Origin of the sequence: Nocardiopsis metallicus, assembly GCF_014201115.1 — a bacterium.
Lineage (GTDB): Bacteria > Actinomycetota > Actinomycetes > Streptosporangiales > Streptosporangiaceae > Nocardiopsis > Nocardiopsis metallicus.
Genome location: NZ_JACHDO010000001.1, coordinates 435,481 through 457,527, shown reverse-complemented (window position 1 = coordinate 457,527; position 22,047 = coordinate 435,481). Strand labels below are relative to the sequence as shown.

The 22,047-nt window shown below is 71.1% G+C and carries 20 protein-coding genes; 5 read left to right on the top strand and 15 right to left on the bottom strand.

What is annotated here, in order from left to right:
- Nucleotides 1-19: 19 nt before the first annotated feature.
- Nucleotides 20-904 carry a homocysteine S-methyltransferase gene (gene mmuM / locus HNR07_RS01930; RefSeq protein ID WP_184361111.1) on the top strand — a complete coding sequence of 295 codons (885 nt, stop codon included), beginning with the start codon at nt 20-22 and terminating at the stop codon, nt 902-904.
- Nucleotides 905-935: 31 nt separating this feature from the next.
- On the opposite strand, the gene HNR07_RS01925 is transcribed toward mmuM, so the two are convergent.
- From HNR07_RS01925 to mraZ, 4 genes are all read right to left on the bottom strand, one after another.
- Nucleotides 936-2,921, bottom strand: coding sequence for a peptidoglycan D,D-transpeptidase FtsI family protein (locus HNR07_RS01925; protein ID WP_184361108.1), 1,986 nt, complete (start codon nt 2,919-2,921; stop codon nt 936-938).
- A complete protein-coding gene (locus HNR07_RS01920) occupies nt 2,918-3,412 on the bottom strand; it encodes a hypothetical protein (protein WP_184361105.1) in 495 nt (164 codons plus the stop codon). Before HNR07_RS01920 ends, HNR07_RS01925 begins: the two co-directional genes overlap by 4 nt.
- A gap of 9 nt (nt 3,413-3,421) precedes the next feature.
- Entirely contained in the window at nt 3,422-4,540 is a 1,119-nt protein-coding gene (gene rsmH, locus HNR07_RS01915) for a 16S rRNA (cytosine(1402)-N(4))-methyltransferase RsmH (RefSeq protein WP_184371272.1), read from the bottom strand.
- Nucleotides 4,541-4,817: 277 nt separating this feature from the next.
- Nucleotides 4,818-5,249 (bottom strand): division/cell wall cluster transcriptional repressor MraZ, encoded by a 432-nt coding sequence (gene mraZ, locus HNR07_RS01910; RefSeq protein ID WP_017579775.1) that lies wholly within the window; start codon nt 5,247-5,249, stop codon nt 4,818-4,820.
- 485 nt (nt 5,250-5,734) lie between these two features.
- Here mraZ and HNR07_RS01905 point away from each other — a divergent pair, with 485 nt between their 5' ends.
- The 3 genes from HNR07_RS01905 to HNR07_RS01895 all read left to right on the top strand — a co-directional run bounded on the left by HNR07_RS01905 (nt 5,735) and on the right by HNR07_RS01895 (nt 10,619).
- Nucleotides 5,735-6,727: an AAA family ATPase gene (locus HNR07_RS01905; protein ID WP_184361102.1), complete on the top strand. Its 993-nt coding sequence runs from the start codon at nt 5,735-5,737 to the stop codon at nt 6,725-6,727.
- Nucleotides 6,728-6,960: 233 nt separating this feature from the next.
- On the top strand, nt 6,961-8,274 hold the full coding sequence (locus HNR07_RS01900; protein WP_184361098.1) for a DUF58 domain-containing protein: 1,314 nt from the start codon (nt 6,961-6,963) through the stop codon (nt 8,272-8,274).
- A gap of 17 nt (nt 8,275-8,291) precedes the next feature.
- Nucleotides 8,292-10,619 (top strand): transglutaminaseTgpA domain-containing protein, encoded by a 2,328-nt coding sequence (locus HNR07_RS01895; protein WP_184371269.1) that lies wholly within the window; start codon nt 8,292-8,294, stop codon nt 10,617-10,619.
- Between the two features lie 487 nt (nt 10,620-11,106).
- Here HNR07_RS01895 and HNR07_RS01890 read toward each other — a convergent pair whose 3' ends face one another.
- Together HNR07_RS01890 and dinB are read right to left on the bottom strand one after the other, a co-directional pair.
- The gene (locus HNR07_RS01890) at nt 11,107-11,526 is read right to left on the bottom strand and encodes a DUF3040 domain-containing protein (protein ID WP_184361095.1); all 420 of its coding nucleotides are present in this window, start codon (nt 11,524-11,526) and stop codon (nt 11,107-11,109) included.
- A gap of 244 nt (nt 11,527-11,770) precedes the next feature.
- Nucleotides 11,771-13,057: a DNA polymerase IV gene (dinB, locus tag HNR07_RS01885; protein ID WP_184361092.1), complete on the bottom strand. Its 1,287-nt coding sequence runs from the start codon at nt 13,055-13,057 to the stop codon at nt 11,771-11,773.
- A gap of 200 nt (nt 13,058-13,257) precedes the next feature.
- On the opposite strand from dinB, the gene HNR07_RS01880 reads away from it, so the two are divergent.
- A complete protein-coding gene (locus HNR07_RS01880; protein ID WP_184361089.1) occupies nt 13,258-14,202 on the top strand; it encodes a ribose-phosphate diphosphokinase in 945 nt (314 codons plus the stop codon).
- Between the two features lie 43 nt (nt 14,203-14,245).
- On the opposite strand, the gene HNR07_RS01875 is transcribed toward HNR07_RS01880, so the two are convergent.
- The 9 genes from HNR07_RS01875 to HNR07_RS01835 form a co-directional block, all read right to left on the bottom strand.
- Nucleotides 14,246-15,043 (bottom strand): methyltransferase domain-containing protein, encoded by a 798-nt coding sequence (locus tag HNR07_RS01875; protein WP_184361086.1) that lies wholly within the window; start codon nt 15,041-15,043, stop codon nt 14,246-14,248.
- Between the two features lie 77 nt (nt 15,044-15,120).
- On the bottom strand, nt 15,121-15,534 hold the full coding sequence (gene nusB, locus HNR07_RS01870) for a transcription antitermination factor NusB (protein WP_026116386.1): 414 nt from the start codon (nt 15,532-15,534) through the stop codon (nt 15,121-15,123).
- Nucleotides 15,534-16,097, bottom strand: coding sequence for an elongation factor P (gene efp, locus HNR07_RS01865; RefSeq protein WP_184361083.1), 564 nt, complete (start codon nt 16,095-16,097; stop codon nt 15,534-15,536). Before efp ends, nusB begins: the two co-directional genes overlap by 1 nt.
- A 218-nt stretch (nt 16,098-16,315) precedes the next feature.
- Nucleotides 16,316-17,398, bottom strand: a complete 1,083-nt coding sequence (gene aroB, locus HNR07_RS01860; RefSeq protein ID WP_184361081.1) for a 3-dehydroquinate synthase — start codon at nt 17,396-17,398, stop codon at nt 16,316-16,318.
- A complete protein-coding gene (locus tag HNR07_RS01855) occupies nt 17,395-17,913 on the bottom strand; it encodes a shikimate kinase (protein WP_184371266.1) in 519 nt (172 codons plus the stop codon). The genes aroB and HNR07_RS01855 overlap by 4 nt, the downstream gene beginning before the upstream one ends.
- A 517-nt stretch (nt 17,914-18,430) precedes the next feature.
- The gene (locus HNR07_RS01850; protein ID WP_184361078.1) at nt 18,431-18,781 is read right to left on the bottom strand and encodes a hypothetical protein; all 351 of its coding nucleotides are present in this window, start codon (nt 18,779-18,781) and stop codon (nt 18,431-18,433) included.
- A 78-nt stretch (nt 18,782-18,859) separates the two neighbouring features.
- Nucleotides 18,860-20,041 carry a chorismate synthase gene (gene aroC, locus HNR07_RS01845; protein ID WP_184361075.1) on the bottom strand — a complete coding sequence of 394 codons (1,182 nt, stop codon included), beginning with the start codon at nt 20,039-20,041 and terminating at the stop codon, nt 18,860-18,862.
- Between the two features lie 74 nt (nt 20,042-20,115).
- A complete protein-coding gene (locus HNR07_RS01840) occupies nt 20,116-21,135 on the bottom strand; it encodes a prepilin peptidase (RefSeq protein ID WP_184361072.1) in 1,020 nt (339 codons plus the stop codon).
- 139 nt (nt 21,136-21,274) lie between these two features.
- Entirely contained in the window at nt 21,275-21,982 is a 708-nt protein-coding gene (locus HNR07_RS01835) for an SseB family protein (protein WP_184361069.1), read from the bottom strand.
- Nucleotides 21,983-22,047 lie beyond the last annotated feature (65 nt).

The window sequence follows — 22,047 nt, the reverse complement described above, 5'->3', positions numbered from 1 at the left end:
GAGAGGGGGTGGCACGGGTATGGATCTGACAGGGCCGCTGGTGCTGGACGGCGGGTTGGCCACCCGGTTGGAGGCCTACGGCTGCGACCTGGGCGGCGGTCTGTGGTCGGCCCGATTGCTGGCCGAGGAGCCCGAACTGGTCGCACGTGTGCACCGGGACTACTTCGAGGCGGGCGCGGACGTGGCCATCACGGCCAGCTACCAGGCGAGTGTGGCGGCCTTCACCGAGCGGGGGTACTCGCGCTCGGAGGCGCTGGGCTTCATCGGGCGTTCGGTGGAGCTGGCGCTGGCCGAGCGCGACGCCTTCGGTTCGGGTCTGGTGGCGGCCGGTGTGGGGCCCTACGGGGCGGCGCTGGCGGACGGTTCGGAGTACACCGGCGCCTATGACCTGGATGAGGACGGCCTGTACGCCTGGCACCGGGAGCGCTGGCGGGTCCTGACCGGCGCCGGGGCGGACCTGGTGGCCTGCGAGACCCTGCCGTCCCTGGCGGAGGCCCGAGCGCTGGCGCGGCTGCTGGAGGAGACCCCGGACGTTCGCGCGTGGTTCAGTTTCTCGTGTGCGGACGGCGAGCGGATCAGCGACGGGACCCCGCTGAGGCAGGTGGCCGCCGAACTCGCCCCGCTGTACGGGCGCGGGTCGGTGGCGGCGGTGGGGGTGAACTGCGTCCCGCCCCGGAACGTGCCGTCCCTGCTGGGCGAGGTGGCGGCGGTGGGCCTGCCCTCGGTGGCCTACCCGAACTCGGGCGAGGTGTGGGACGCGGCCGGTCAGCGGTGGACCGGCAGCTCCGAAGCGGAGGGCTTCGGCGGGGCCGCCGCCGGATGGTGCGCGGACGGCGCGGTGTTCGTGGGCGGCTGCTGCCGCACCGGCCCCGAACACATTCGCGCCGTCCGCACCCGGGTCTGACTCCGGGCCTCCCCAGCCCTACGGGGCGCCCCTATGAGTCGTCTTCCTCCTCGAAGAGGCGGATGGCGGGCGGCTCGGTGCCCGTCGGGGGGACCTTCATGGTCTTGAGGGCGAAGGACATGATGTCGTTGAACACCGGCCCCGCGGCCTCACCCCCGTAGATGGTGCCCCTCGGACTGTGCAGGACCACCTGAACGATCAGCTCCGGGTCGTCCGCCGGGGCGAAGCCCGCGAAGGTCGCGGTGTAGTCGTTCTCGTTGTAGGCGCCGGTCTCGGGGTCGAGGCGGTTGGCGGTACCGGTCTTGCCCGCCACCCGGTAACCGTCGATGCGGGCCTGCGGTGCGGTGCCCCCGTCGCCGGTGACGGCCTCCAGCATCAGGGCGAGCTGCTCGGCGGTCTCCTCGCTGACCACGCGGGTCTTCTCCGGTTCCCCGGCCGGGGTGAACTCACCCTCCGGGTCGACCGTGCCCGCGACCAGCCGGGGTTCCACGTGGACCCCGCCGTTGGCCACGGTGGCGTAGACCAGCGCCATCTGGGTGGCGTTCACCGAAAGACCGTGCCCGATGGACACCGACGGCAGCTGGGTGCCCCACCAGTCGTCGGGGTCGGTGAGGATGCCCGCCTCCTCCCCTGGCAGCGCCAGGCCGGTCGGCTGGCCGAGCCCGAAATCCTTCATGAAGTTGTACAGCGTCCCGCGGCCGACCTCGTCGGCGATCTTGATCGTGCCGACGTTGCTGGACTGGGCCATGATCCCGTTGACGGTGAGCCGCTGGGTGCCGTTGTTGGTGGAGTTGCGGAAGGTCCGGTCGTAGTACTGGAGGGAGTAGGGCACGGTGTACACCGTCTCCGGAGTAGTGAGCCCCTCCTCCAGCGCCGCGGCCAGGGTGATCACCTTGTTGGTGCTGCCCGGTTCGAAGGTCTCGGCCACCGCGCCGTTGGACCACTCCTCGGGTCCGGTGGCGGAGATGTCGTTCTGCGAGTAGGACGGGTAGTCCGCCATCGCGAGGATCTCGTGGTCGGTGTTGGTGACGATGACGCTGCCGCCTTCGGCCTCCAGCTCCTCCACCCGTTCGGCCAGCGCCCGCTGGGCGAACCACTGGAGGTCGCGGTCCAGGGTCAGCCGCACGTCCTGGCCGGGTTCCGGTTCGCGCACCAGACCGCCGGCCATGGGGATCTGGGTGCCGTCGCTGCCCACCTCCACCTGGCGCTTGCCCGCCTCACCGGAGAGCGTCTCGTCCAGGTAGCCCTCCAGCCCTTCCAGGCCGTGTCCTTCGGAACCCACGAAGCCGACCAGGTCGGCGGCGCCGGTCTCCTCGGGGTAGACGCGCTCGTAGTCGACCTCGGCGCCGACCCCGGACAGACCGAGATCGCGCATCTCCTGCCAGTCACCGGGCGAGACGCGGTGGGCCACCACCTGGTAGCGGCTGGGCGTGGCGTCGACCTTGGCCGCAACCTCCCCCTCGTCCAGGTCGAAGCGGGTGACCAGTTCGTCCACGAGCTGGTCGCGCTCCTCCTCCTTGACCTCCTCGGGGTCGACGAAGACGGTGCGCACCTCCACCGACAGCGCGAACGGGTTGCCGTTGACGTCGGTGATCTGCCCGCGCAGGGTCGGGATGTCGATGGTCTGCAGGCGCAGGTTGGCGGCGGCCTCGGCGTAGGTGTCGGCGTCGATGCCCTGGATCTGGGTGAGCCGCCCGGCGAACAGCATCATGATGACGACGATGATGACCCCGCCGATCTTGATGCGCTTGGCCGGGTCGCCCGCCCGGAAGGTGCGGCGCAGCAGCGGGGGCGGCGGGGGCGGCGGCGCGGGCCTGCGGCGGGGCCGCTCACCCGCTCGGCGCGCCGGACGCGCGGCGCTCCCCCGGCCAGCCCCCGCCGCCCCCGGTCGGACGCGGGAACCGTCGGCCGGGCGTCGTGGTTCGCGCTGGGGGCGCTTGCTGGGACGGGACCCGGAGCGTCCTGTCGCTCCGGGTCTGCGGGGGTCACGGGGGTTTCGGTCCCGGGGGTTGCTCACTCACCGCTCCCAGCGTTTCCGGCGCCGACGCCGTTCTCCCGCGCGCCCGCGCCGCCACCAGAGATCTCACCGCTGTCCAAGTCCAGGAAGAGCGTGGCCTCGCCCTGTTCCATGCCCATCTCCTCGGCCTCCCCGGAGATGCGCTCGGAGGTCTCCAGGTAGGCGACGGACCTCTCCATCTGCTGTTCCACGTAGGAGAGCTCGCGGTTCTCCGCCTGCAGTCTGGTGATGGTGTAGGCCTCCTGCGCGACGACGCTGCGCAGCACCAGCAGGGCCACCAGCGCGCCGCCGAGCAGGCACAGGATCAGCAGCACGAACGGGATCTTCGGCGCCGGGGCGCCCCCGCCGGAGCGGGTGGTGCGGGTGGTGCGGGTACTCGCCGCGGGGCGCGCGGTGCGTTGGGGCGTGGCGGGACGCTTGGTGGTCCCGGTCCGCCTGGTGGTCGTGCTCCGCTCCTTGGTGGTGCGGCGGGTGTCCGTCTTCGTGCCCATCTGCTCTCCCTACTGCCGCGACGGCCGGCGCACGCGTTCGGCCGCGCGCAGGCGGGCCGACTGCGCGCGCGGGTTGCGCTCGTTCTCTTCGTCCGTGGGGAGCTCCGAGCCCCTGGTGAGGAGCCGGAGTTCCGGTTGGCGGTCCGGGAGGGGGACCGGAAGGTCGGCGGGCGTGGTGTCGGTGGCCAGGGCCGCGAACGCCCTCTTGGTCATCCGGTCCTCCAGCGAGTGGTAGGACAGCACCGCGACGCGGCCGCCGAGCCCCAGGCGGGAGATGGCGGCGGGGAGGGTCTCCTTGAGGATGGAGAGTTCGGCGTTGACCTCGATGCGCAGCCCCTGGAAGGTGCGCTTGGCGGGGTGGCCGCCGGTGCGGCGGGTGGCCGCGGGGATGGCTTCGCGGACCAGTTCGGCCAGCTCGCGGGTGGAGTCGATGCGGCCCTGGGCGCGGCGGCGCTCGATCGCCCTGGCCACACGGGAGGCGAAGCGTTCCTCGCCGTAGGTGCGCAGCACCCGGGTGAGCTCGGCGACGGGGTAGTCGTTGACGACCTCGGCCGCGGTGAGCGCCTGGGTGCGGTCCATGCGCATGTCCAGGGGTGCGTCGTGGGCGTAGGCGAAACCGCGGTCGGTCTCGTCCAGCTGCGGTGAGGACACGCCGAGGTCGAGCAGGACGGCGTCGGCCTCCCGTACCCCGGCCTCGTCGAGGGCGCTAGGGATGTCGGAGTAGACGGCGTGCACGAAGTGGGTGCGGTCGGCGTAGGGCGCCAGGCGCTTGGCGCTGCGCTCCAGAGCGGTGGTGTCCCGGTCCACGCCGACCAGTCGCATGGTGGGGCAGGCCTTGAGCAGGGCCTCGGAGTGCCCGCCGAGCCCCAGGGTGCCGTCGACGAAGACCGCCCCGGGGCGGCTGAGCGCCGGGGCGAGCAGTTCGACGATCCGGTCGAGCATCACCGGCACGTGGAGGGGATCGATTCCTTCACGTGCGGCACGGACGCGCGCCCCGATGTCGTCCTGCGCGACCTGGTGCCGCGTGTCCCCGTGCTCTGTGCCCGCGTGCTCTGTGTCCCCGTGCTCTGCGGTCTCGTTCGCGGAGCTGTCCCGGTCGGGTCGCTCGTGCTGCCGGTTGTCCCCCATGCGCTGCTGTTCCTCCACGCTCTCGCGGTCTCCCCCTGAAGTCCGTGCAGCGCGCCGGGCGCGCTCCACGGTGTCCTTCGCGTGGCCCCTCCGAAGTACCGGCGGGCCTCCGGACACGGCCGCTATTGTCCACCTTTCGGCGGACGCGCGCTCACGACCTGGCACCGGGGAAGTCGCGCCAGCTCGTGTGACCGTCTCCGGAGACCGCTGCCGGTCCCGGCATTGCATGGACTCTGTGCTGCTGGTGGATCGAGGCGGCGAGATGTCCGCCCCGCCGTCACAGCACCCCGGGCAGCACCTCCTCTGAGAGTTGCGAGAACGCCTGCTCCTGTTCGGCCTCGTACTCCGACCACGCGGTGGCGTCCCAGATCTCCAGGCGCGTGTTGGCGCCGATCACGACGCAATCGCGGTCCAAGCCCGCGTAGGCGCGTAGTTTCGGCGGGATCGTGACCCTGCCCTGCTTGTCGCAGGACTCGTCCGACGCGCTGGCGAAGAGGACGCGGCTGTAGTCGCGGACCGCCTTGGCGGTGACCGGGGCGGAGCGCAGGGCGTCGGTGATGCGACTGAACTCGGCCGTCGGAAAGACGTAGAGACAGTGCTCCTGGCCTTTCGTGATCACCAAACCCCCCGACAGTTCGTCGCGGTACTTCGCGGGAAGGAACAGCCGTCCCTTCTGGTCGAGGCGAGGTGTGTGGGTGCCGAGGAACACACACTCACCCCCTCACCCCCTCAGTGGAGAACTCACCCTCATCTCCACGGTGCCCCACCTTACTCCACTCTTCCCCACCGTCAACAGCTTCAACGCGGCTCCATCGGCCTTGAAATCGACAAATGAGCAGTTCAGAGAGGTGGACCGGTGGTGGTGGGCGAGCACCGCCGCGCAGCGCCCGCGTGCGTCGCACCCTGTCTGAGGGGGACCGGGCAGGGGCCGGGGCGGGCACCGCGGCGGGACCGAGCCGGCGTCACATGGTGACGACCACCACCCGGAGCGGCTTCGGGCGTGTTTTCCGCGTCCGACCCGGTGTCGGGGAGCACGCTCCGGCCAATGATCGGTGGACCGATTCGAGTGCTTTCGCCACTTTGGCCACCGGGTTCCTCATTCGGCGGCCGATTCCGGCACTTTGGTTTGCAATCGGTCTGATTGGCCCTAGCCTCGGATCGATACACCGAGACATACTGAGCGAGAGGGGTCTCGTGTCACTCGGCACACAGCACGACGGTCACGGGGGCGACGTCCGAGGGGACGTCAATGCCGTTGTCGCCGTCGCCGACCGCGTCCGCGGCGCGATCGAGACGGTCATCGAGGGCAAACCCGAGGTGCTGCGCATCGCGCTCACCGTCATGCTCGCCGAAGGCCACCTTCTCGTCGAAGACGTTCCCGGTGTCGGCAAGACCATGATGGCCAAGGCCCTGGGCCGGGCCGTGGACTGCTCCGTACAGCGCGTGCAGTTCACCCCCGACCTGCTGCCCAGCGACATCACCGGGGTCAGCGTCTACCACCAGGACCGCAACGAGTTCGAGTTCAACCCGGGCCCGGTGTTCGCCAACATCGTGCTCGGCGACGAGATCAACCGGGCCTCGCCCAAGACGCAGTCAGCCCTCCTGGAATGCATGGAGGAACGACAGGTCAGCGTCGACGGGCAGACCCGGGCCCTGGAGCGGCCGTTCATGGTCGTGGCGACCCAGAACCCGGCCGACATGGAGGGCACCTACGCCCTGCCCGAGGCGCAGCGGGACCGGTTCATGGCCCGCGTCTCCGTCGGTTACCCCTCGCCCCAGGCCGAGCTGGACATGATCGACAGCCACAGCTCCCGCTCCCCGCTGGAGCAGCTGGCCCCGGTCACCAACGCGGCCGAGATCCGCTCCCTGGTGGATCGCGTCCACAACGTGCACGTGGCGCCGGGGATGCGCCGCTACGTCGTGGACCTGGTCAACTCCACCCGGACCGCACCCGAACTCAAGCTGGGCGCCTCACCCCGCGCCACCCTGCACCTGGTGCGCGCGGCCCGGGCCCACGCGGCTCTGGAGGGGCGCCACTACGTCGTCCCCGACGACGTGCAGGCCCTGGCCGTCCCGGTCCTGGCCCACCGGCTGCTGCCCGGCCCCGAGGCGCAGATGGAACGGCTCAGCGCCGAGCAGATCGTGGCCAAGCTGGTCGCCCGCCTGCCGGTCCCCGGGCCCCGCTGACGCTGATCTCCCCGGGCGGGTCCCGGTCCCGGTTGCACCGACCTGACCGGGTCGGGCAACGGCGACCGGTTCCAGGAAACTGACCGGGCGGACATCCCGTCACCACGGGTACGGACCCGGTCCGGGTAAGCGGGCCCGGCCCGGGTCCCGTCCCCGCTCCCCGTGGAACCCGCCGAGCAGCCCGTCCGGCCCGCACCGGCAGAACCGAGCCCCTCGAACCCGAGAGACGCACCATGCGCCCGCACCGAACCCTCACCGCCCGCGGTGGACTGATGCTGTTCTCCGGCGTGGTCGCGCTCGTGTGCGGTTTCGTCATCGGCCAGCGGGAGCTGGTGGGGGTGGGCCTCTTCCTGCTCCTGGTGCCACCGGTCTCCGCGCTGACCATCCTCGGGGCGACCGACCGGGTGGTGCACAGCCGGGCGCTGCACCCGCCGCGCGTCCCGGCCGGGACGGACACCCGGGTCCTGGTCCGGGTCGGCAACTCCTCCCCCACCTGGCCGGTGAGCTGGGTACGGATCGAGGACACCCTGCCGGTGCGTCTGGGTTACGAACCCCGGTACACAGTGGGCCACCTGGCCCCGCGCGCGGTCCGCGACGTCACCTACCTGGTCCGTCCGGCGGTCCGCGGCCGCTACCCCGTCGGTCCGCTCCGGGTGAGCGTGGTGGACCCGCTGGGCTGTGTCCGGGTGACCCGTGAGGTCGGCGGGCCCACCGCCCTGCTCGTGACCCCGCCCGTGGTCCCGCTCGCCGTCCTCGGCGCCTCCGACGGCTCCCAGGGTGAGAACTCACCGCGCCGTTCGGTGACCGGCGCCGGTGAGCAGGACCCCATCCCGCGCGAGTACCGCTACGGCGACGAGATGCGCCGGGTGCACTGGCGCTCTACCGCCAAGCACGGCGAGCTCATGGTGCGCCGGGACGAACAGCACTGGCGGGAGCACAGCACCCTGCTCCTGGACACCCGGGACGCGGCGCACACCGGCGAGGGCCCCTGGAGTTCCCTGGAGACCGCGGTGAGCGTGGCCGCCTCCGTCGCGGTGAACCTCCTGGACAGCGGGCACGAACTACGCCTGCACACCGAGCGGGGCCAGCTGTTCACCGAGCACGCGTCCGGCGTCCTGGACGGGCTCGCCACCGTGGAGGCCTCCGAGGCGGACAGCCTCTACGGCGGGATCAGCACCCTGGAAGGGGCCCGCGGCTCCTCAGCCAGCCTGGTGGTGGCGGTCCTGGGCGCGCTCTCCCCGGAGGACGCCTCGGCGCTCTCCCGGGTGCGGGGCTCCGGACTGCACGTGGCGGTGCTGTGCGCGCGGGCCGCCTGGAACACCTCCGAAGACACCCGGCGCATCGCCGAACTGCTCTCCGCCAACGGCTGGCGGGTACTCCCCGTCGCCGACCCGACCGAACTGCCCGCCCTGTGGCAGCAGGCGATCTCCCCCGGCTCGTCCGGGCCTCCCGGCCGCTCCGGTTTCCCGCCCGCTGCCAACCCCCGCGCCGGGGAGGTCCCCCTGACCCCGGCGGCCCCCCACGTCCCCCGGGAGGGGTCCCGTTGAGAGTGACCAGAGCACTGATGCCGCTGGCCGTCATGGTCTCGATGCTGGCGGCGCTGCCGCTCCTGGGCGGGCTGATCCGCGGCGACTGGTGGGGCCCGGCCGCCGTCCTCGTCGTCGCGGTGGCCGTGGTCTCCGCGCTGTACCGCCTGACCGACCGCAACGCGTTCCCGGTACCCTTCCTCCAGCTGATCGTCGCGGCGCTGCTGTTCACCCCGATCCTCGCCCCGGGCACCGGTTTCCTCGGCGTCGTGCCGACCGCGGCGACCTTCGAGCAGACCTGGGCGCTGTTCGAGCAGGGCGTGCACAGCATCAACACCAGCGCTCCCCCGGTGGCCGCCACCAACGGGCTGCGGATGATCATCGCGCTCACCTTCGTGGTGTTCGCGCTCACCGCGGACTTCCTGGCGGTGACCGCCCGCTGCCCGGGGATGGTCGGCGGCCTGCTGCTGGCGCTGATGCTGGTACCGCTGGCCGTGGACGGCGGCGGTCTGACCTGGGTCCAGGCCGCTGTCTGCGCCGCGGGCTTCCTCGCCCTGCTCGCCACGGACATGTGGGTTCGGGGACGTGAGTGGGGGGTCCCGGTCCCGGGCGGGCACGACCCCGTCGGCCGCTTCAGCGCGGGCGCCGTCCAGGTGGGCACCGTGGTCGCCGCCGCTGCCACCGCGATCCTGCTGGCCCTCTCGCTGCCCCTGATGATGCCCTCCCTGCGCACCGACGCCTTCTACACGATGGCCGACGGCAACCAGTTCGCCTCGAACAACAGCGTGACCACCACGCACCCGCTGGTCTCGCTCCGCCGCGACCTGGCCTCCTCCTCCGACCGCACGGTGCTGACCTACCGCACCGACTCCGAGGACCCCGAGTACCTGCGCACCTTCGTCCTGGACGAGTTCGACGGCGAGAACTGGACGATGTCCCCGGTGCACACCGACCGCGACGCCAGGGTCAGCGGCGACCTTCCCCTGCCCCCGGGCTGGGCGGAGGAGTCCGACACCTCGGTCACCACCCGGGTGTCCCTGGACTCCGGCGCCCCCCGGATGGAGTTCCTTCCGCTGCCCTACCCGGCGCGCACGGTGGAGGTCTCCGGCGACTGGTACGTGGACCCCGACACCCTGATGGTGTTCACCACCGACACCCCGTCGACCGGCTTCAACTTCGTGGTGGAGTCCGCCGAGAACCAGCCCGACGCCCAGGACCTGGCCGACGCAGGACCACCGCGCTCACTGCCCAACGACTACCTCAGGCTGCCCAACAACATCGACGACCGCGTACAGGAGCTCACCGATTCCCTGACCGCGAACGCCGACTCCCCCTACGCGCGCGCCACCGCCCTCCAGGACTTCTTCACCGGCGGCGCCTTCACCTACGACCTGAGCCCGCCCGCCACGCCCGGCGACGCCGACCCCCTGTCGCACTTCCTCCTGGACGACCGGATCGGCTACTGCGAGCAGTTCGCCGGGGCGATGGCGCTCATGGCCCGCCAGGCCGACATCCCGGCCCGGGTCGCGGTGGGCTACACCGCGGGCCAACAGGTGGGCGACGGCCGTTGGTCCGTGGCGGTGAGCGACGCGCACGCCTGGCCCGAGCTGTACTTCGAGGGTTCGGGCTGGGTGCGTTTCGAGCCCACACCGGCCTCCTCGCAGGGGCAGGGGTCGGCCACGGTCCCCGACTACACCTCCGGGGCCGACGCCGACCCCGAGCCCGTCCCCGAACCAGAGCCCACGAACGCCAGCAGTCCCGAGCCGAGCGAGTCCCCGACCGAGGAGCCCAGCGCCTCCCCGGAGGCCGGCGAGTCCCCCGAGGACGAGCCCGCCGAGGAGGTCGGCGGCACCGCCGACGGGAACACGGGCTCGGACGCGGCGTCCTGGTGGCCCGCCGCCGTCGGCGTGGTCGCCGCCCTGCTGCTGTTGGCCGCACCGGCCCTGACCCGGGCCCTGATCCGCGGGTCCCGCCGGGCCACCCTGGCCTCGGCCGGGGTCGCCGGAGCCCACACCGCGTGGCGGGAACTACGCGACACCTGCCTGGACCTGGGCTTGGACTGGGTGCTCACGGAGAGCCCCCGGGCGACCGCCGCCCGCCTGTGCGCCATCCGCGAGGACGGAAGCGTCATCCCGGGCGAGGCCCACGCCGCCATCTGGCGCCTGGCCCGAGCCGAGGAGGCCGCCCGCTACGCCCCGGACCCGCAGACCGGTACCCAGTTGGCCGCCGACCTGGCCACGGCCACGACGGGCCTGTCCGCCAGCGCCTCCGGCAGCGACCGGTGGCGCGCCCTCCTGCTCCCGCGCTCCCTGGCCCCCTGGCAGCGCCCCAGAACTGCTGCGGAAGCCGTCCCCGCCACTTCCTGAGGGCCTGGTGGCACCCCTGGGTCCTACGAAGTTCCGGACTCCCCTCGGCCCCAGGGGAGTCCGGGTCCCCCCGGGAGGGACCGGGTTGCCCCAAGGCAGGGGCGCGGGAGACCCGGAACGCACCCGGACCAGGAAGTGACCCGTGGTCCCCCAGACCTCCCGGGGCCGCGCCGGTGGACTGCGGCCGGTGGAGGCGCGACCCCCGAGAGGCAGGTGGGTGTGCCTCCAGGACGCACGGGTACCGGAGGCGGGCGTGACGCGCACGAGAGGCAGCCGGGCCCGGGTGGGTGCGTTCGGGCGCGGGCGTTCTGTGGCCGAGACTCCGGGCGTGGTCGTTCCGGTCGGGACGGGGCCGGCCCAGGGTCCAGGCATGAGAAACGGTGGGTCCCGCACACGATGATCGTGCTCGGGTCCCACCGTCATGGAAAACGCGGGCGCTCAGGGCATCCGTCGCGAGGGCGGACCGGTGTCCGCCCCGGGTGAGTGACTACTCCTCACCCTGCTGGCGGCGACGCCACCGCTCCTCGAAGCGGTTCATCATTCCCGGACGCTTGTCGCCCTTGCGCTTCTTGGGCTCGTTCTCGGCCTCCGCGAGCATCGCCTCCGCGCCGCCGGTGGCCTTACGCCAGGCGTTCGCCCCCATGAGGAAGGAGGCCAGCATGAAGATGAAGCCGAGGACGCTGATGGTGACCGGAAGTGCCAGCGACGCGTCCGGGCCTCCCAACAGCAGCCCCAGGAGCAGCAACCCCATGCCGAGCACGAAGCCGATGACGGCCTTGATGATCCAGCGCTTGTAATGGACTCCGGGGTTCGTCTGCCGAACAGTGTTCGCGAACTTCGGGTCCTCGGCATACAGCGCCCGCTCGATCTGGTCGAGCATGCGCTGCTCGTGTTCAGAGAGCGGCACGGCGCCTCCCTACGGCAGTCCCCGGTTGGGGTGACGGGTACTGAAAAACAGTCTCTTGGTCAGTGGTATGCCCAGAATACGGTGCACTAGCGCCTAGTGGAAAGAAAAGCTGCGTGTGTACCTGACCCACTACGGCCACGATACCCTCGCCCTGTATCGGAAACACCGGCTTCCATGCCTCTCTTCTTACCCTTACTCCGGTTCTACCCATGAGAACGCTCAGAGGTCCCCGGAAGTTGCCGCATCATACGTCGTTTTCGTCACTCTTGGCCAATACGGCCGACTGTATCGCGCCCGGACCGAAACGGGCCTTCACCCGGTCCATAACCCGTTCAACGTCCCGCCAACCTGTGTCCTCCTCCCCCAACGCCAACTGGCGGTGTGAAAGTTCCACCGGGGCGACACCTTCCACACGAACCCCCACCAGACGCAGCGGAGTACCCCTCAGCCCCGACGCCGCGTAGAGCGCGCGCGCCACAGCGCTGATCTCGCGCCCCACGTCCGTGGTCTCGGAGAGGGTCTTCGCCCTGGTGATCGTGGAGAAGTCGGCCCTGCGCAGTTTCACGCTCACCGTGCGCCCCACCTGCCCCGAGGCGCGCAGCCGGTGCGCGACCTTCTCGGACAGGCGCAGCAGCTCGCGGTCGACCAAGGCCGGGTCATCCACGTCCACGGAGAAGGTCTCCTCCGCGCCCACGCTCTTGTCCGGGGTCTCGGCGACGACCGGGCTGGGGTCCTCGCCCCGGGCCAGCGCGGCCAGGCGGGTACCGGCCTTCTCGCCCAGTTCCATGCGCAGGAGTTCGGGGTCGGTCCGGGCCAGGGCGCCGACGGTGCGCAGGCCCAGCCGGACGAGTGTGCGTTCGGTCTTGTCCCCGACCCCGGGCAGCGCCCCGATGGGCAGGGGGTCCAGAAAGCCGTGCACGGTGGTGGTGGGGACCAGCAGCAGCCCGTCGGGCTTGCAGTGGGTGGAGCCGAGCTTGGCCACGAAACGGGTGGCGGCTACCCCGACGGAGCAGGTGAGCCGCTGCTCCCGGCGGACGCGTTCGCGGATCATCGCGGCGATGCGCACGGGACCGCCCAGGCGCCGACGGGCGCCGGAGACGTCCAGGAAGGCCTCGTCCAGGGACAACGGCTGCACGGCGGGTGTGACCGAGCGCAGGATGTCCATGACGGCCTCGGAGGCCTGCCGGTAGGCGGCCCCGTCCGGCGGGTAGACCAGGGCGTCCGGGCACAGCCGCACCGCCTGGGCCATGGGCATCGCCGAGTGCACGCCGTGGCGGCGGGCGATGTAGTCGGCGGAGGAGACCACACTGCGCGGACCGGTACCGCCCACGATCACGGGGCGGCCGCGCGCCTCGGGGTGGCGCAGCTGCTCCACGCTCGCGAAGAACGCGTCCATGTCCAGGTGCAGGATGTGGCAGTCCTCGTCCGGACCGGAGCCGTCCGGAGGGAAGTCGGCGTCCAGCGGAGCGATGCCGTCGGAGGTGACCACACCCCGTAGAGCGGCACCGCGTTCCAGTTGACGTCGGCTCATAGGCCCAGGTTATGCCCTGACCGGGGCCGCCCCGCCCCGGGGCACCGTCCGCCCCGGCGCCCTCCAGAAGCAGGGCTGGGCCGGGACGCACGAGGCGCACGGGCCCCGGGTAGGCGGGGTGTGCGGGGCACCCGGGCGCGCGAGGTCCGCACCAGTAGTCTGCTCTCGGCCGCACCGCCCGCTCCTATCCCAGGGATCCCATGCGAGACATCGTCATCTTCTCCGGCAGCGCACACACCGAAATCGCGGAGGAGATCTGCGCGGACCTCGGCAAACCGCTCTCCCCCACCCGGGTCTCCCGGTTCGCCAACGACTGCCTGGAAGTACAGCTCCAGGCCAACTGCCGCGAACGCGACGTCTTCATCATCCAGCCGCTGGTCCCACCGGTGCAGGAGAACCTCGTCGAGCTGCTCCTGATGCTGGACGCGGCCCGGGGCGCCTCCGCCGCGCGGACCACGGTGGTCATGCCGCACTTCGCCTACGCGCGCTCGGACAAGAAGGACGCGCCACGCATCTCCATCGGAGGGCGGCTGGTGGCCGACCTGCTCGCCACCGCGGGCGCCAGCCGGGTCCTGGCCATGACCCTGCACTCGCCCCAGGTCCACGGTTTCTTCAGTGTCCCGGTGGACCACCTGCACGCCCTCGATGAGCTCGCCGACCACTTCCGGGGCGGGGACCTGTCCAACACGGTGGTGGTCTCCCCCGACTTCGGCAACGTCAAGGAGGCTTCGGCGTTCGCCCGCAGGCTGGGCACTCTGGTGGCGTCCGGGGCCAAGCAGCGGTTCAGCGACGACCGGGTGAGCGTCACGTCGGTGATCGGTGACGTCGCCGACCGAGACATCATCATCCTGGACGACGAGATCGCCCGGGGGAGCACCGTCGTGGGGCTGATCGAGCGGCTGCGCGAGCAGAAGGTGCGTTCCATCCGCGTCGCCTGCACGCACGGGCTGTTCAGTGACGGGGCGCTGGACCGGCTCACCGCGATGGACGACGTGGCCGAGATCGTGTGCACGAACACGGTGCCCCTGGCCCCGGAGCAGACCTCACCGAAACTGCGGGTGCTGTCGATCGCGCCCGCGTTGGCCGAGGCGATCCGGCGCATCCACGACGGGGAGTCCGTCAGCACGCTCTTCGACATCCACTAGAGCGACGGGCGGACCGGGAACGGAGAGCCCCCGCGGAACCCCGTCAGCGCTTGAGCGCGATGGCGTGCAGCTGGGTGGCGATGCCGATCAGCTCGGGGTGGTCGGCGGCGGCCCGCTCCAGGTCCACCAGGTGCTGCCCGGCCTGGGCGTCGCCCTCCCAGGCGTGCCCGGGCAGGACGTCGGCGAAAACGCGCACTCCGCGCACGCTCTCCCCGGTCAGGCCGGAGTGGCCGATGAGTTCGAGGAGCTGCTGGCGGGTGAACCGGCGGGGCATGGGGTCGGCCCCGCCCCAGCGGCCGTCCGCGTCCGAGAGCAGGTGCTGGGCATCGGTGATGTGCCCGGCCAGGGCACGGTGCAGGGCACCGGCGACGGCGTTGGTCACCAGCAGGCTGACCGCGCCGCCGGGCCGGGTGATACCGGCGACGTCGGCCAGCGCCACGGCGGGTTCGTCGACGTACTCGAGCACGTTGTGCACCAGCACGAGGTCGGCGCTGTCGGCCGGGAAGAGCGAGGCCAGGTCCTGGGTCTCCCCCTGGACGCCGCGCACCGTGACACCGCTCTCCGCGGCACGGCGCTCCAGGGCGGCCAGGGAGTCCGGGCTGGGCTCGACGACGGTCACACGGTGACCGAGCTCGGCGAGCGGGACGGCGGCGCCACCGGTGCCGCCGCCCGCGTCGACGATTTCCAGGGGCTCACCCTCGGAGAGACGGGACAACAGCTGTGAGAGCGCGTCCCAGACCACGGCGGTCCGGGCGGCGTTGGCCGCCCGCGCGGGACCGGTCGAACCGCTCGTCCCGAAGCCGCTCGCGGTGGTCGCGGACGTGCCGCTCCTGTCAGTCAACTGCGTTCCCTCAATCAGCTAGTGCCCGCGCCCCGCCACGGGGCACGGTCCGCCCGGCCCGGCCTCGGCTCGAGGTCTCAGAGCGAGAGCGTCGACTTGTTCTCCATCAGCCTAGACAGAAGTCCGCTGATGAAGTTGGGCGACTCGTCGGTGGACAGCTCCTTGGCCACACCGACGGCCTCGGCGATCGCCACGCCGTCGGGGATGTCCTCGGCCCACAGCAGCTCGTAGGCGCCCATCCGGAGGATGTTGCGGTCCACGACCGGCATGCGCTCCAGGGTCCACCCGATGGCGTACTCGTCGAGGAGTTCGTCGATGCGTGCGCGCCGCTCATCGACGGAGCGGGCCAACAGCTCGGTGAACTCGTTGATCGGCGGTTCGGGCTGGGCCCGGCGACGCTTGATGACGTCCTCCACCGAGGTGGAACGCACCTCGGATTCGTAGAGGACCTCCACCGCGCGCCGACGGGCCTTACGCCGTGCACCACTCATCAGTTGACACGACCGAGGTAGTCGCCGGTGCGGGTGTCGACCTTGACGCGCTCGCCCTGGGTGACGAACAGCGGCACCTGGATGGTCGCGCCGGTCTGGACGGTGGCGGGCTTGGTGCCGCCGGTGGAGCGGTCGCCCTGGACGCCCGGGTCGGTCTGGGTGATCTCCAGCTCGACCGCGGCGGGCATCTCGATGTAGAGCGGGTTGCCCTCGTTGGTCGCCACCGTGACCTTGGTGTTCTCCAGGAGGAAGCCCTTGGCGTCGCCGACCACGGCGTCGGACACCGGGATCTGGTCGTACGTCTGGACGTCCATGAAGATGAAGGAGTCACCGTCGTGGTACAGGTACTCCATGTCCCGGCGGTCGACGCTGGCGAACTCGACCTTGGAACCGGCGTTGAAGGTCTTGTCGACGATCTTGCCCGTGAGGACGTTCTTCAGCTTGGTGCGGACGAACGCGCCGCCCTTGCCCGGCTTGACGTGCTGGAACTCCAGGACGTTCCAGAGAACGCCTCCGTCGAGCTTCAGGGTCGTGCCGTTCTTGATGTCGTTCGTCGTGGCCACTTCGGTCGTCTCTCCAAGGGGTGTGACACGTCGGAGACCGGACTCGCTGGTCCGGTCGGTGGTCAGTGGGGCGAGGCGTGGCTCCCGGGGCCGCCGGTGGATGGGTCCGCGGTTGGGTGTTTCCACCGCCAGACGGGTGTGTCCACTGCTAGCGGGAACTGTGTCCGCCAGCGCCCGGGCACTCCTCGCCTTCGATCAGTCTAGTGGCTTCCGGGGACTCAGGAACCGTCCACGACCGCCTGGTAGGCGGCGTCCAGCAGCTCAGGCGCGGGACCGTTGAGGATCGACGGACTGGCCAGGCCGTCCAGGACCACGAAGCGCAGGGTCGCGCCGCGGGCCTTCTTGTCCACGGCCATGGTGGCGCGCAGCTCCTCCCAGGACTCGGCGGCGTAGCTGACCGGCAGGCCCACCGAGGTGAGCACGGAGCGGTGCCGCTGGACCAGGGCATCGTCGATCCGGCCGTCCAGACGGGCGAGTTCGGCGGCGAAGACCATGCCGATGGAGACCGCGTAGCCGTGCCTGAAGGTGTAGTTCTCGGCGCGCTCGATGGCGTGCCCGAGGGTGTGGCCGTAGTTGAGGATCTCGCGGCGGCCGCTCTCCTTGAGGTCGCCGGAGACGACGTCGGCCTTGACCCGGATCGCGCGCTCGATGAGCTCGCGGGTGTGCTTGCCCTCGGGCAGAGCCGCGCCCTCGGGGTCGTCCTCGACCAGGTCACAGATGACGGGGTCGTCGATGAAACCGGCCTTGACGATCTCGGCCAGGCCGCCGATGTAGTCGGCCTGGGGCAGGCTCGGCAGCGTGGCCAGATCGCACAGCACCCCGGCCGGGGGATGGAAGGCGCCGACGAGGTTCTTGCCCTCGGGGGTGTTGATGCCGGTCTTACCGCCGACGGCGGCGTCCACCATGCCGAGCAGGGTGGTGGGCAGCAGCACCGAGCGCACGCCGCGCAGCCAGGTCGCGGCCACGAACCCGGCGAGGTCGGTGGCGGCACCACCGCCCACGCCCACCACGGCGTCGGTCCGGGTGAAGTTGAAAGAGCCCAGCCGCGACCACAGGTCGGTGGCGACGGCGGCGGTCTTGGCGGCCTCGCCGTCGGGCACCGGCATGGGCCGGACGCGGTAACCGGCGCCCTCCAGGGCCCCGACCACGGGACGGGCGATCTCGCCCAGACCCTCGGGGTGGATGACGGCCACCTGCGCGGCGCCCCCGACCAGAGAGGGCAGCTCGGAGAGGATCCCGCTGCCGACGACCACGTCGTAGCGTCCGGTGGGCTCCCCCACACCGATCCGGGTCACGGTCACTTGTCGGCCTTTCCAGTGCTTTCGGGGAGGTCGGGGAGGGAGGAGACGATGGTGTCCACGATCTCCTCGGGGTGGTAGTCGGTGGTGGGCACGGTCACCGAGGCCAGGCCCTCGTAGACGGGGAGGCGTTCGTTGAGCAGTTTGCGCAACTGGGTACGCGGGTTCCCTGCCAGCAGGGGGCGTGCGACGTCCATCCCGACGCGTTTGGCGGCCTCACCGAAGTCCACCTGCAGGTAGACCACGTGGTGGTCGACCAGGTCTTTGCGGGTGTCCTCGTTCAGGACCGCGCCACCGCCGACCGCGATGACGCCGTCCCAGGCACGAAGGCCCTCGGCGACGACCTCGCGCTCCAGGGCCCGGAAGTGCTCTTCGCCGTCCTGGATGAAGATGTCGCTGATGGGCTTGCCCGCGCGCTTCTCGATCTCGGTATCGGTACACAACAGGTCCGTGTCGAGCCGACGGGCCAGCGCCTCGCCGACGGTGGACTTGCCCGAACCGGGCGAACCGATGAGCACCGCGATCGCTCTTGCCACGCTCTGCCTACCTCTGGGGGAACCGCTCCCCGCGAACGCGAGGAGGAAATCTCTGCCGTGAGTCTCCTGTCTAGCAGAAACACCACACAGCGCGTGCGGGGAGCAGGCGTTCAACCTCAGCAGCCGGCTGCCGGGCCGAGTGAGTTGTCCACAGCCTGACGGAGCCCTGCTTGTCGCGGGACCGGCCCAGCACACATGCTCGTTTTCGGGGGATTCTTCGTCTCCGTAGACCTCGGCATGCCCGAAGACCGCGTTACGGCGTGTGCCCGCCCGATCCATCCCCGCGTGCGCGGGGAGCAGAAGGTCGCCCGCCTCCGCCCGTTCGTTGACCCGGGTCCATCCCCGCGTGCGCGGGGAGCAGCCACACCCAGTGGGTGGTGGACCATGCGCTCCGGGTCCATCCCCGCGTGCGCGGGGAGCAGACTTCTTGAGCAGGCAACTTACCAGTGGACAGTGGCCAGAAATCCAACTTCTGGAAAATCGGACAGAACAGACATCATCATGGCCTCTCGGTGGAGAAGGCAAGGCCTCGATGGTTGAGTTCCTCGTCCTCGTAGCGTCCCTGGATGGTGGCCTCGACGTCGAAGGCGTGGACTTCGGTGGGCGGGTAGCCGATGAGTTCGGCGGCTCGACTGGGTACGGGCCCCTCGGAAGCCTCGGTGGACTCCCAGAGCAGGACCGCGCCCCAGCGATCGGTTTCGGGGTCGGCGATCCAGGCCTTGAGGCGTAGGCCGGGCACCTCAGCGAAGGCGTCGGCGGACTGATCGCGCAGGTAGACCCGCAGAGAATCGATGGTCTGGGCGGACTCGGACAGGTCCCACCAGACGGTGACGAGGCGGGGATGGTTCACAGGGGGCACTCCTCGGGGGAGGAAGAGCGGTGGCCCGCCCTCCAGGGGGAAGGGCGGGCCGGGGCGAACGGTTCGGGTCTAGCGGATCGCCAGTGAGTCCAGGTAGCCCTGGAGGTTGCGGGCGGTCTCGGGGACCGAATCGCCGCCGAACTTCTCGATGGCGGCCTCGGCGATGACCAGGGCGACCATGGCCTCGGCCACCACACCGGCGGCCGGGACGGCGGTGACGTCGCTGCGCTGGTGGTTGGCCTTGGTGGGCTCACCGGTCTCGATGTCGATGGTGTCCAGCGCGTTGGGCACCGTGGCGATGGGCTTCATCGCGGCGCGCACCCGGAGCGGGTCGCCGGTGGACATGCCGCCCTCGACACCACCAGCGCGGTTGGTGCGGCGGCGCACGCCGTCGGGACCGGGCTCGATCTCGTCGTGGGCCTCGGAGCCGCGGCGGGCCGCGGTGCGGAAGCCGTCGCCGACCTCCACGCCCTTGATCGCCTGGATACCCATGAGGGCTCCGGCCAGGCGGGAGTCCAGACGGCGGTCCCAGTGCACGTGGCTGCCCAGACCGGGCGGAAGGTTGTAGGCGAGCACCTCGACGACGCCGCCCAGGGTGTCCCCGGACTTCTTGGTGTCGTCGACCTCCTCGACCATGCGCGCGCTGGTTTCGGCGTCGAAGCAGCGCAGCGGGTCCTCGTCGATCGCGGCGAGGTCCTCCGGGCGGGGTTCGGGCGAACCCTCGGGGACGGCGACGGGTCCCATGGAGACCACGTGGCTCAGGATCTCGATACCGAGCGCCTGGCGGCAGAACTGACGGGCGACCTCGCCGATCGCGACCCGGGCCGCGGTCTCGCGGGCGCTGGCGCGCTCCAGGATCGGCCGGGACTCCTCGTGCCCGTACTTCTGCATGCCGACGAGGTCGGCGTGCCCCGGGCGGGGCCGGGTGAGCGGCGCGTTGCGCGCCACGCCGTCCAGCTCCTCAGCGGGAACCGGGTCCGACGACATCACCTTCTCCCACTTGGGCCACTCGGTGTTTCCGACCTCGATCGCGACCGGCCCACCCTGGGTGATGCCGTGCCGGATGCCTCCGATAACGGAGACCTGGTCTTTCTCGAACTTCATCCGGGCACCCCGACCGTACCCGGCGCGGCGGCGGAGCAGTGCGGCGGCGATGTCGTCAGAGGTGACGGACACACCGGCCGGAAGGCCCTCCAGAATCGCGACGAGTGCAGGTCCGTGGGACTCCCCCGCGGTCAGCCAACGCAACATGTGCACGATCCTCCCACGGATCAGGTGCCGGGGTGATCACCGGGATCGGGATTATGGGCGGAACCGGTCCTGGGTTATGGCAGGAGAGGGTGACCGGCGAGGACGGTGGCGAGGGTGGCGGCGAGCATGAACGGGCCCAGGGGGAGGGGTTCGGCGCGGGTGATCCGGCGCAGTGCCAGCAGGGCCAGACCCACCAGGGAGAAAACCGCGAAGGCCCAGAACGCGGCGACCAGCGCGCCCACCGGACCGGCGGCCCAGCCCGCGTAGAGGCCGGTCAGCCCGGAGAGTTTGACGTCGCCGAAACCGAGTCCGCCCGGTTTGACCCGCCACATGAGCCAGTACAGGACCGTGATGAGGACCATGCCGACGAGGGCCTGCGAACCGCGTTCGAGGTCGGGGCCGACGGGTGGGAGGAGGACCGCCGCGGTCAGCAGGAGGACGGCCACAGGGTAGGCCGGAGCGACGAGGGCGTCGGGCAGGCGCATGACCCGCAGGTCGATGACGGACAGGGGCACGCCGAGCGCGATGAGCCAGAGCACGGCCAGCACGCCGAACGGAGACCAGTCGCCCGTATGCCAGGGCGCCAGGGCGCCGACCAGCGCGAAGAGCAGGGCGGTGCCGATGGTGACGGCCGAGTGGGGGCGCACCCGGCGTTCGCAGTGGGGGCAGTCCCCGCGCTGCCGGAAGACGCGGGCGGCCACGACCGGGAACCCTCTGACGAAGGGGAGTTCGGCCCGGCAGTGCGGACAGCAGGGCGGTGGCGGACCGTCGTCCTCCTCGGGGTGGAGGCCGGGGCTAGCGGGCGCAGGTCTTGGCGGGGCCCCGAGTGGTGCGTCGGGGACGCCTTCCTGACCGGGGAGGGCGCCTGTGGCACTGTCCTCATCTGGAGGGGTCCGGCTCCGGCCGGTTCTGAGCGCGGAGGGTGGTCCCGCCTCGGTGGGGGGTTCGGAACTCCGTGCGGGGTGGGCCGAGCCGAAGAGGTGGACGAGGCGACCGGTGGTACGGCCGACCACGACGCCGAGCACGCAGAGGCTGACGGCCGCGAGGACCGCCCACGACAGCGGAGACGGCGTGAACTCCAAGGGGGTGGGCATGTGTGGAAGCTACCTGTTGGGTGAGCTCCGCAACAGTGCCCCCGGCTTCCTGTGGATAACCCGGTCGGCTTGGACCACGTGCGCAGCATGTACGACCCGCATGCCCGCGGTGACCTGGGCGGCCTGGGGCCGCCGAGGTCTACTCGTCGTCGCGTTGGGCGCGGACGACGGCGCTGAGTTCGACCCCGCCGGGAAGGACGTGCTGGAGTTCGGTGGTCAGCCGCTCGGCGACGCGGCGCAGCGACTCGTCGTCGCGCTCGTCCAGTTCGAGGCGGATGCCGATATCCCCGCGCTCGGAGGGGTGGATGCGCACGCGTTCGATACCGAACTCGGCGTGGGTCACCCGGTAGATGAGCGCCAGGACCTGCGGGTCGTCCTTGGGTTCGGGGACGGTTCCCTGCTCGGCGAGCATGGTGAGGAAGCGGCCCTGGATGCTGTGCGGGACCGGCCCGGAGACGTCGATGACCAGGGCGTCGGCGTTCTCCTCCAGAGTGGCCTGGCAGGCGTCCTGTGTGGTGAAGGGCACCGGCCGGGCGTCCGGGCGCCAGCGGCGGACCGCGTCCACGGAGGTGAAGGCGAGCACCCCTCGGCGACCGTCCTTGCCGGTCATGATGGGGATGGCCACCTCGCTCTTCTTGTCCTTGGTGAGTCCGCCCACGCCTTCCTCGGTCTCGGTGGCCACGGCCACCACCGGGATGAGGACCCGGGACTCGCTGAGGGCGGCGAGGACCTGACGGTCGCCGATCTTGCCCGCCGCGTGGTCACGCAGGCGAGCTTCGACTTCCGGGTCGGCGCTGCCGTCGTCGTCACGGAAGTTCTGGGCGCTGGTGATCGATGGTCTGCTCACAGGCTCCGACTCTACCTGGGGCGCGTGTCCGTTTCGGGATCGCTTCTCGGACAGAACCACGTGAC

Coding starts and splice junctions, on each gene's coding strand:
- mmuM (WP_184361111.1), top strand. CDS start 20: ATGGATCTGACAGGGCCGCTGGTGCTGGACGGCGGGTTGGCCACCCGG.
- HNR07_RS01920 (WP_184361105.1), bottom strand. CDS start 3,412: ATGGGCACGAAGACGGACACCCGCCGCACCACCAAGGAGCGGAGCACG.
- HNR07_RS01900 (WP_184361098.1), top strand. CDS start 6,961: ATGCGCCCGCACCGAACCCTCACCGCCCGCGGTGGACTGATGCTGTTC.
- HNR07_RS01895 (WP_184371269.1), top strand. CDS start 8,292: ATGCCGCTGGCCGTCATGGTCTCGATGCTGGCGGCGCTGCCGCTCCTG.
- nusB (WP_026116386.1), bottom strand. CDS start 15,534: ATGAGTGGTGCACGGCGTAAGGCCCGTCGGCGCGCGGTGGAGGTCCTC.
- aroC (WP_184361075.1), bottom strand. CDS start 20,041: ATGTTGCGTTGGCTGACCGCGGGGGAGTCCCACGGACCTGCACTCGTC.
- HNR07_RS01880 (WP_184361089.1), top strand. CDS start 13,258: ATGCGAGACATCGTCATCTTCTCCGGCAGCGCACACACCGAAATCGCG.
- dinB (WP_184361092.1), bottom strand. CDS start 13,057: ATGAGCCGACGTCAACTGGAACGCGGTGCCGCTCTACGGGGTGTGGTC.
- rsmH (WP_184371272.1), bottom strand. CDS start 4,540: ATGGGGGACAACCGGCAGCACGAGCGACCCGACCGGGACAGCTCCGCG.
- HNR07_RS01840 (WP_184361072.1), bottom strand. CDS start 21,135: ATGCCCACCCCCTTGGAGTTCACGCCGTCTCCGCTGTCGTGGGCGGTC.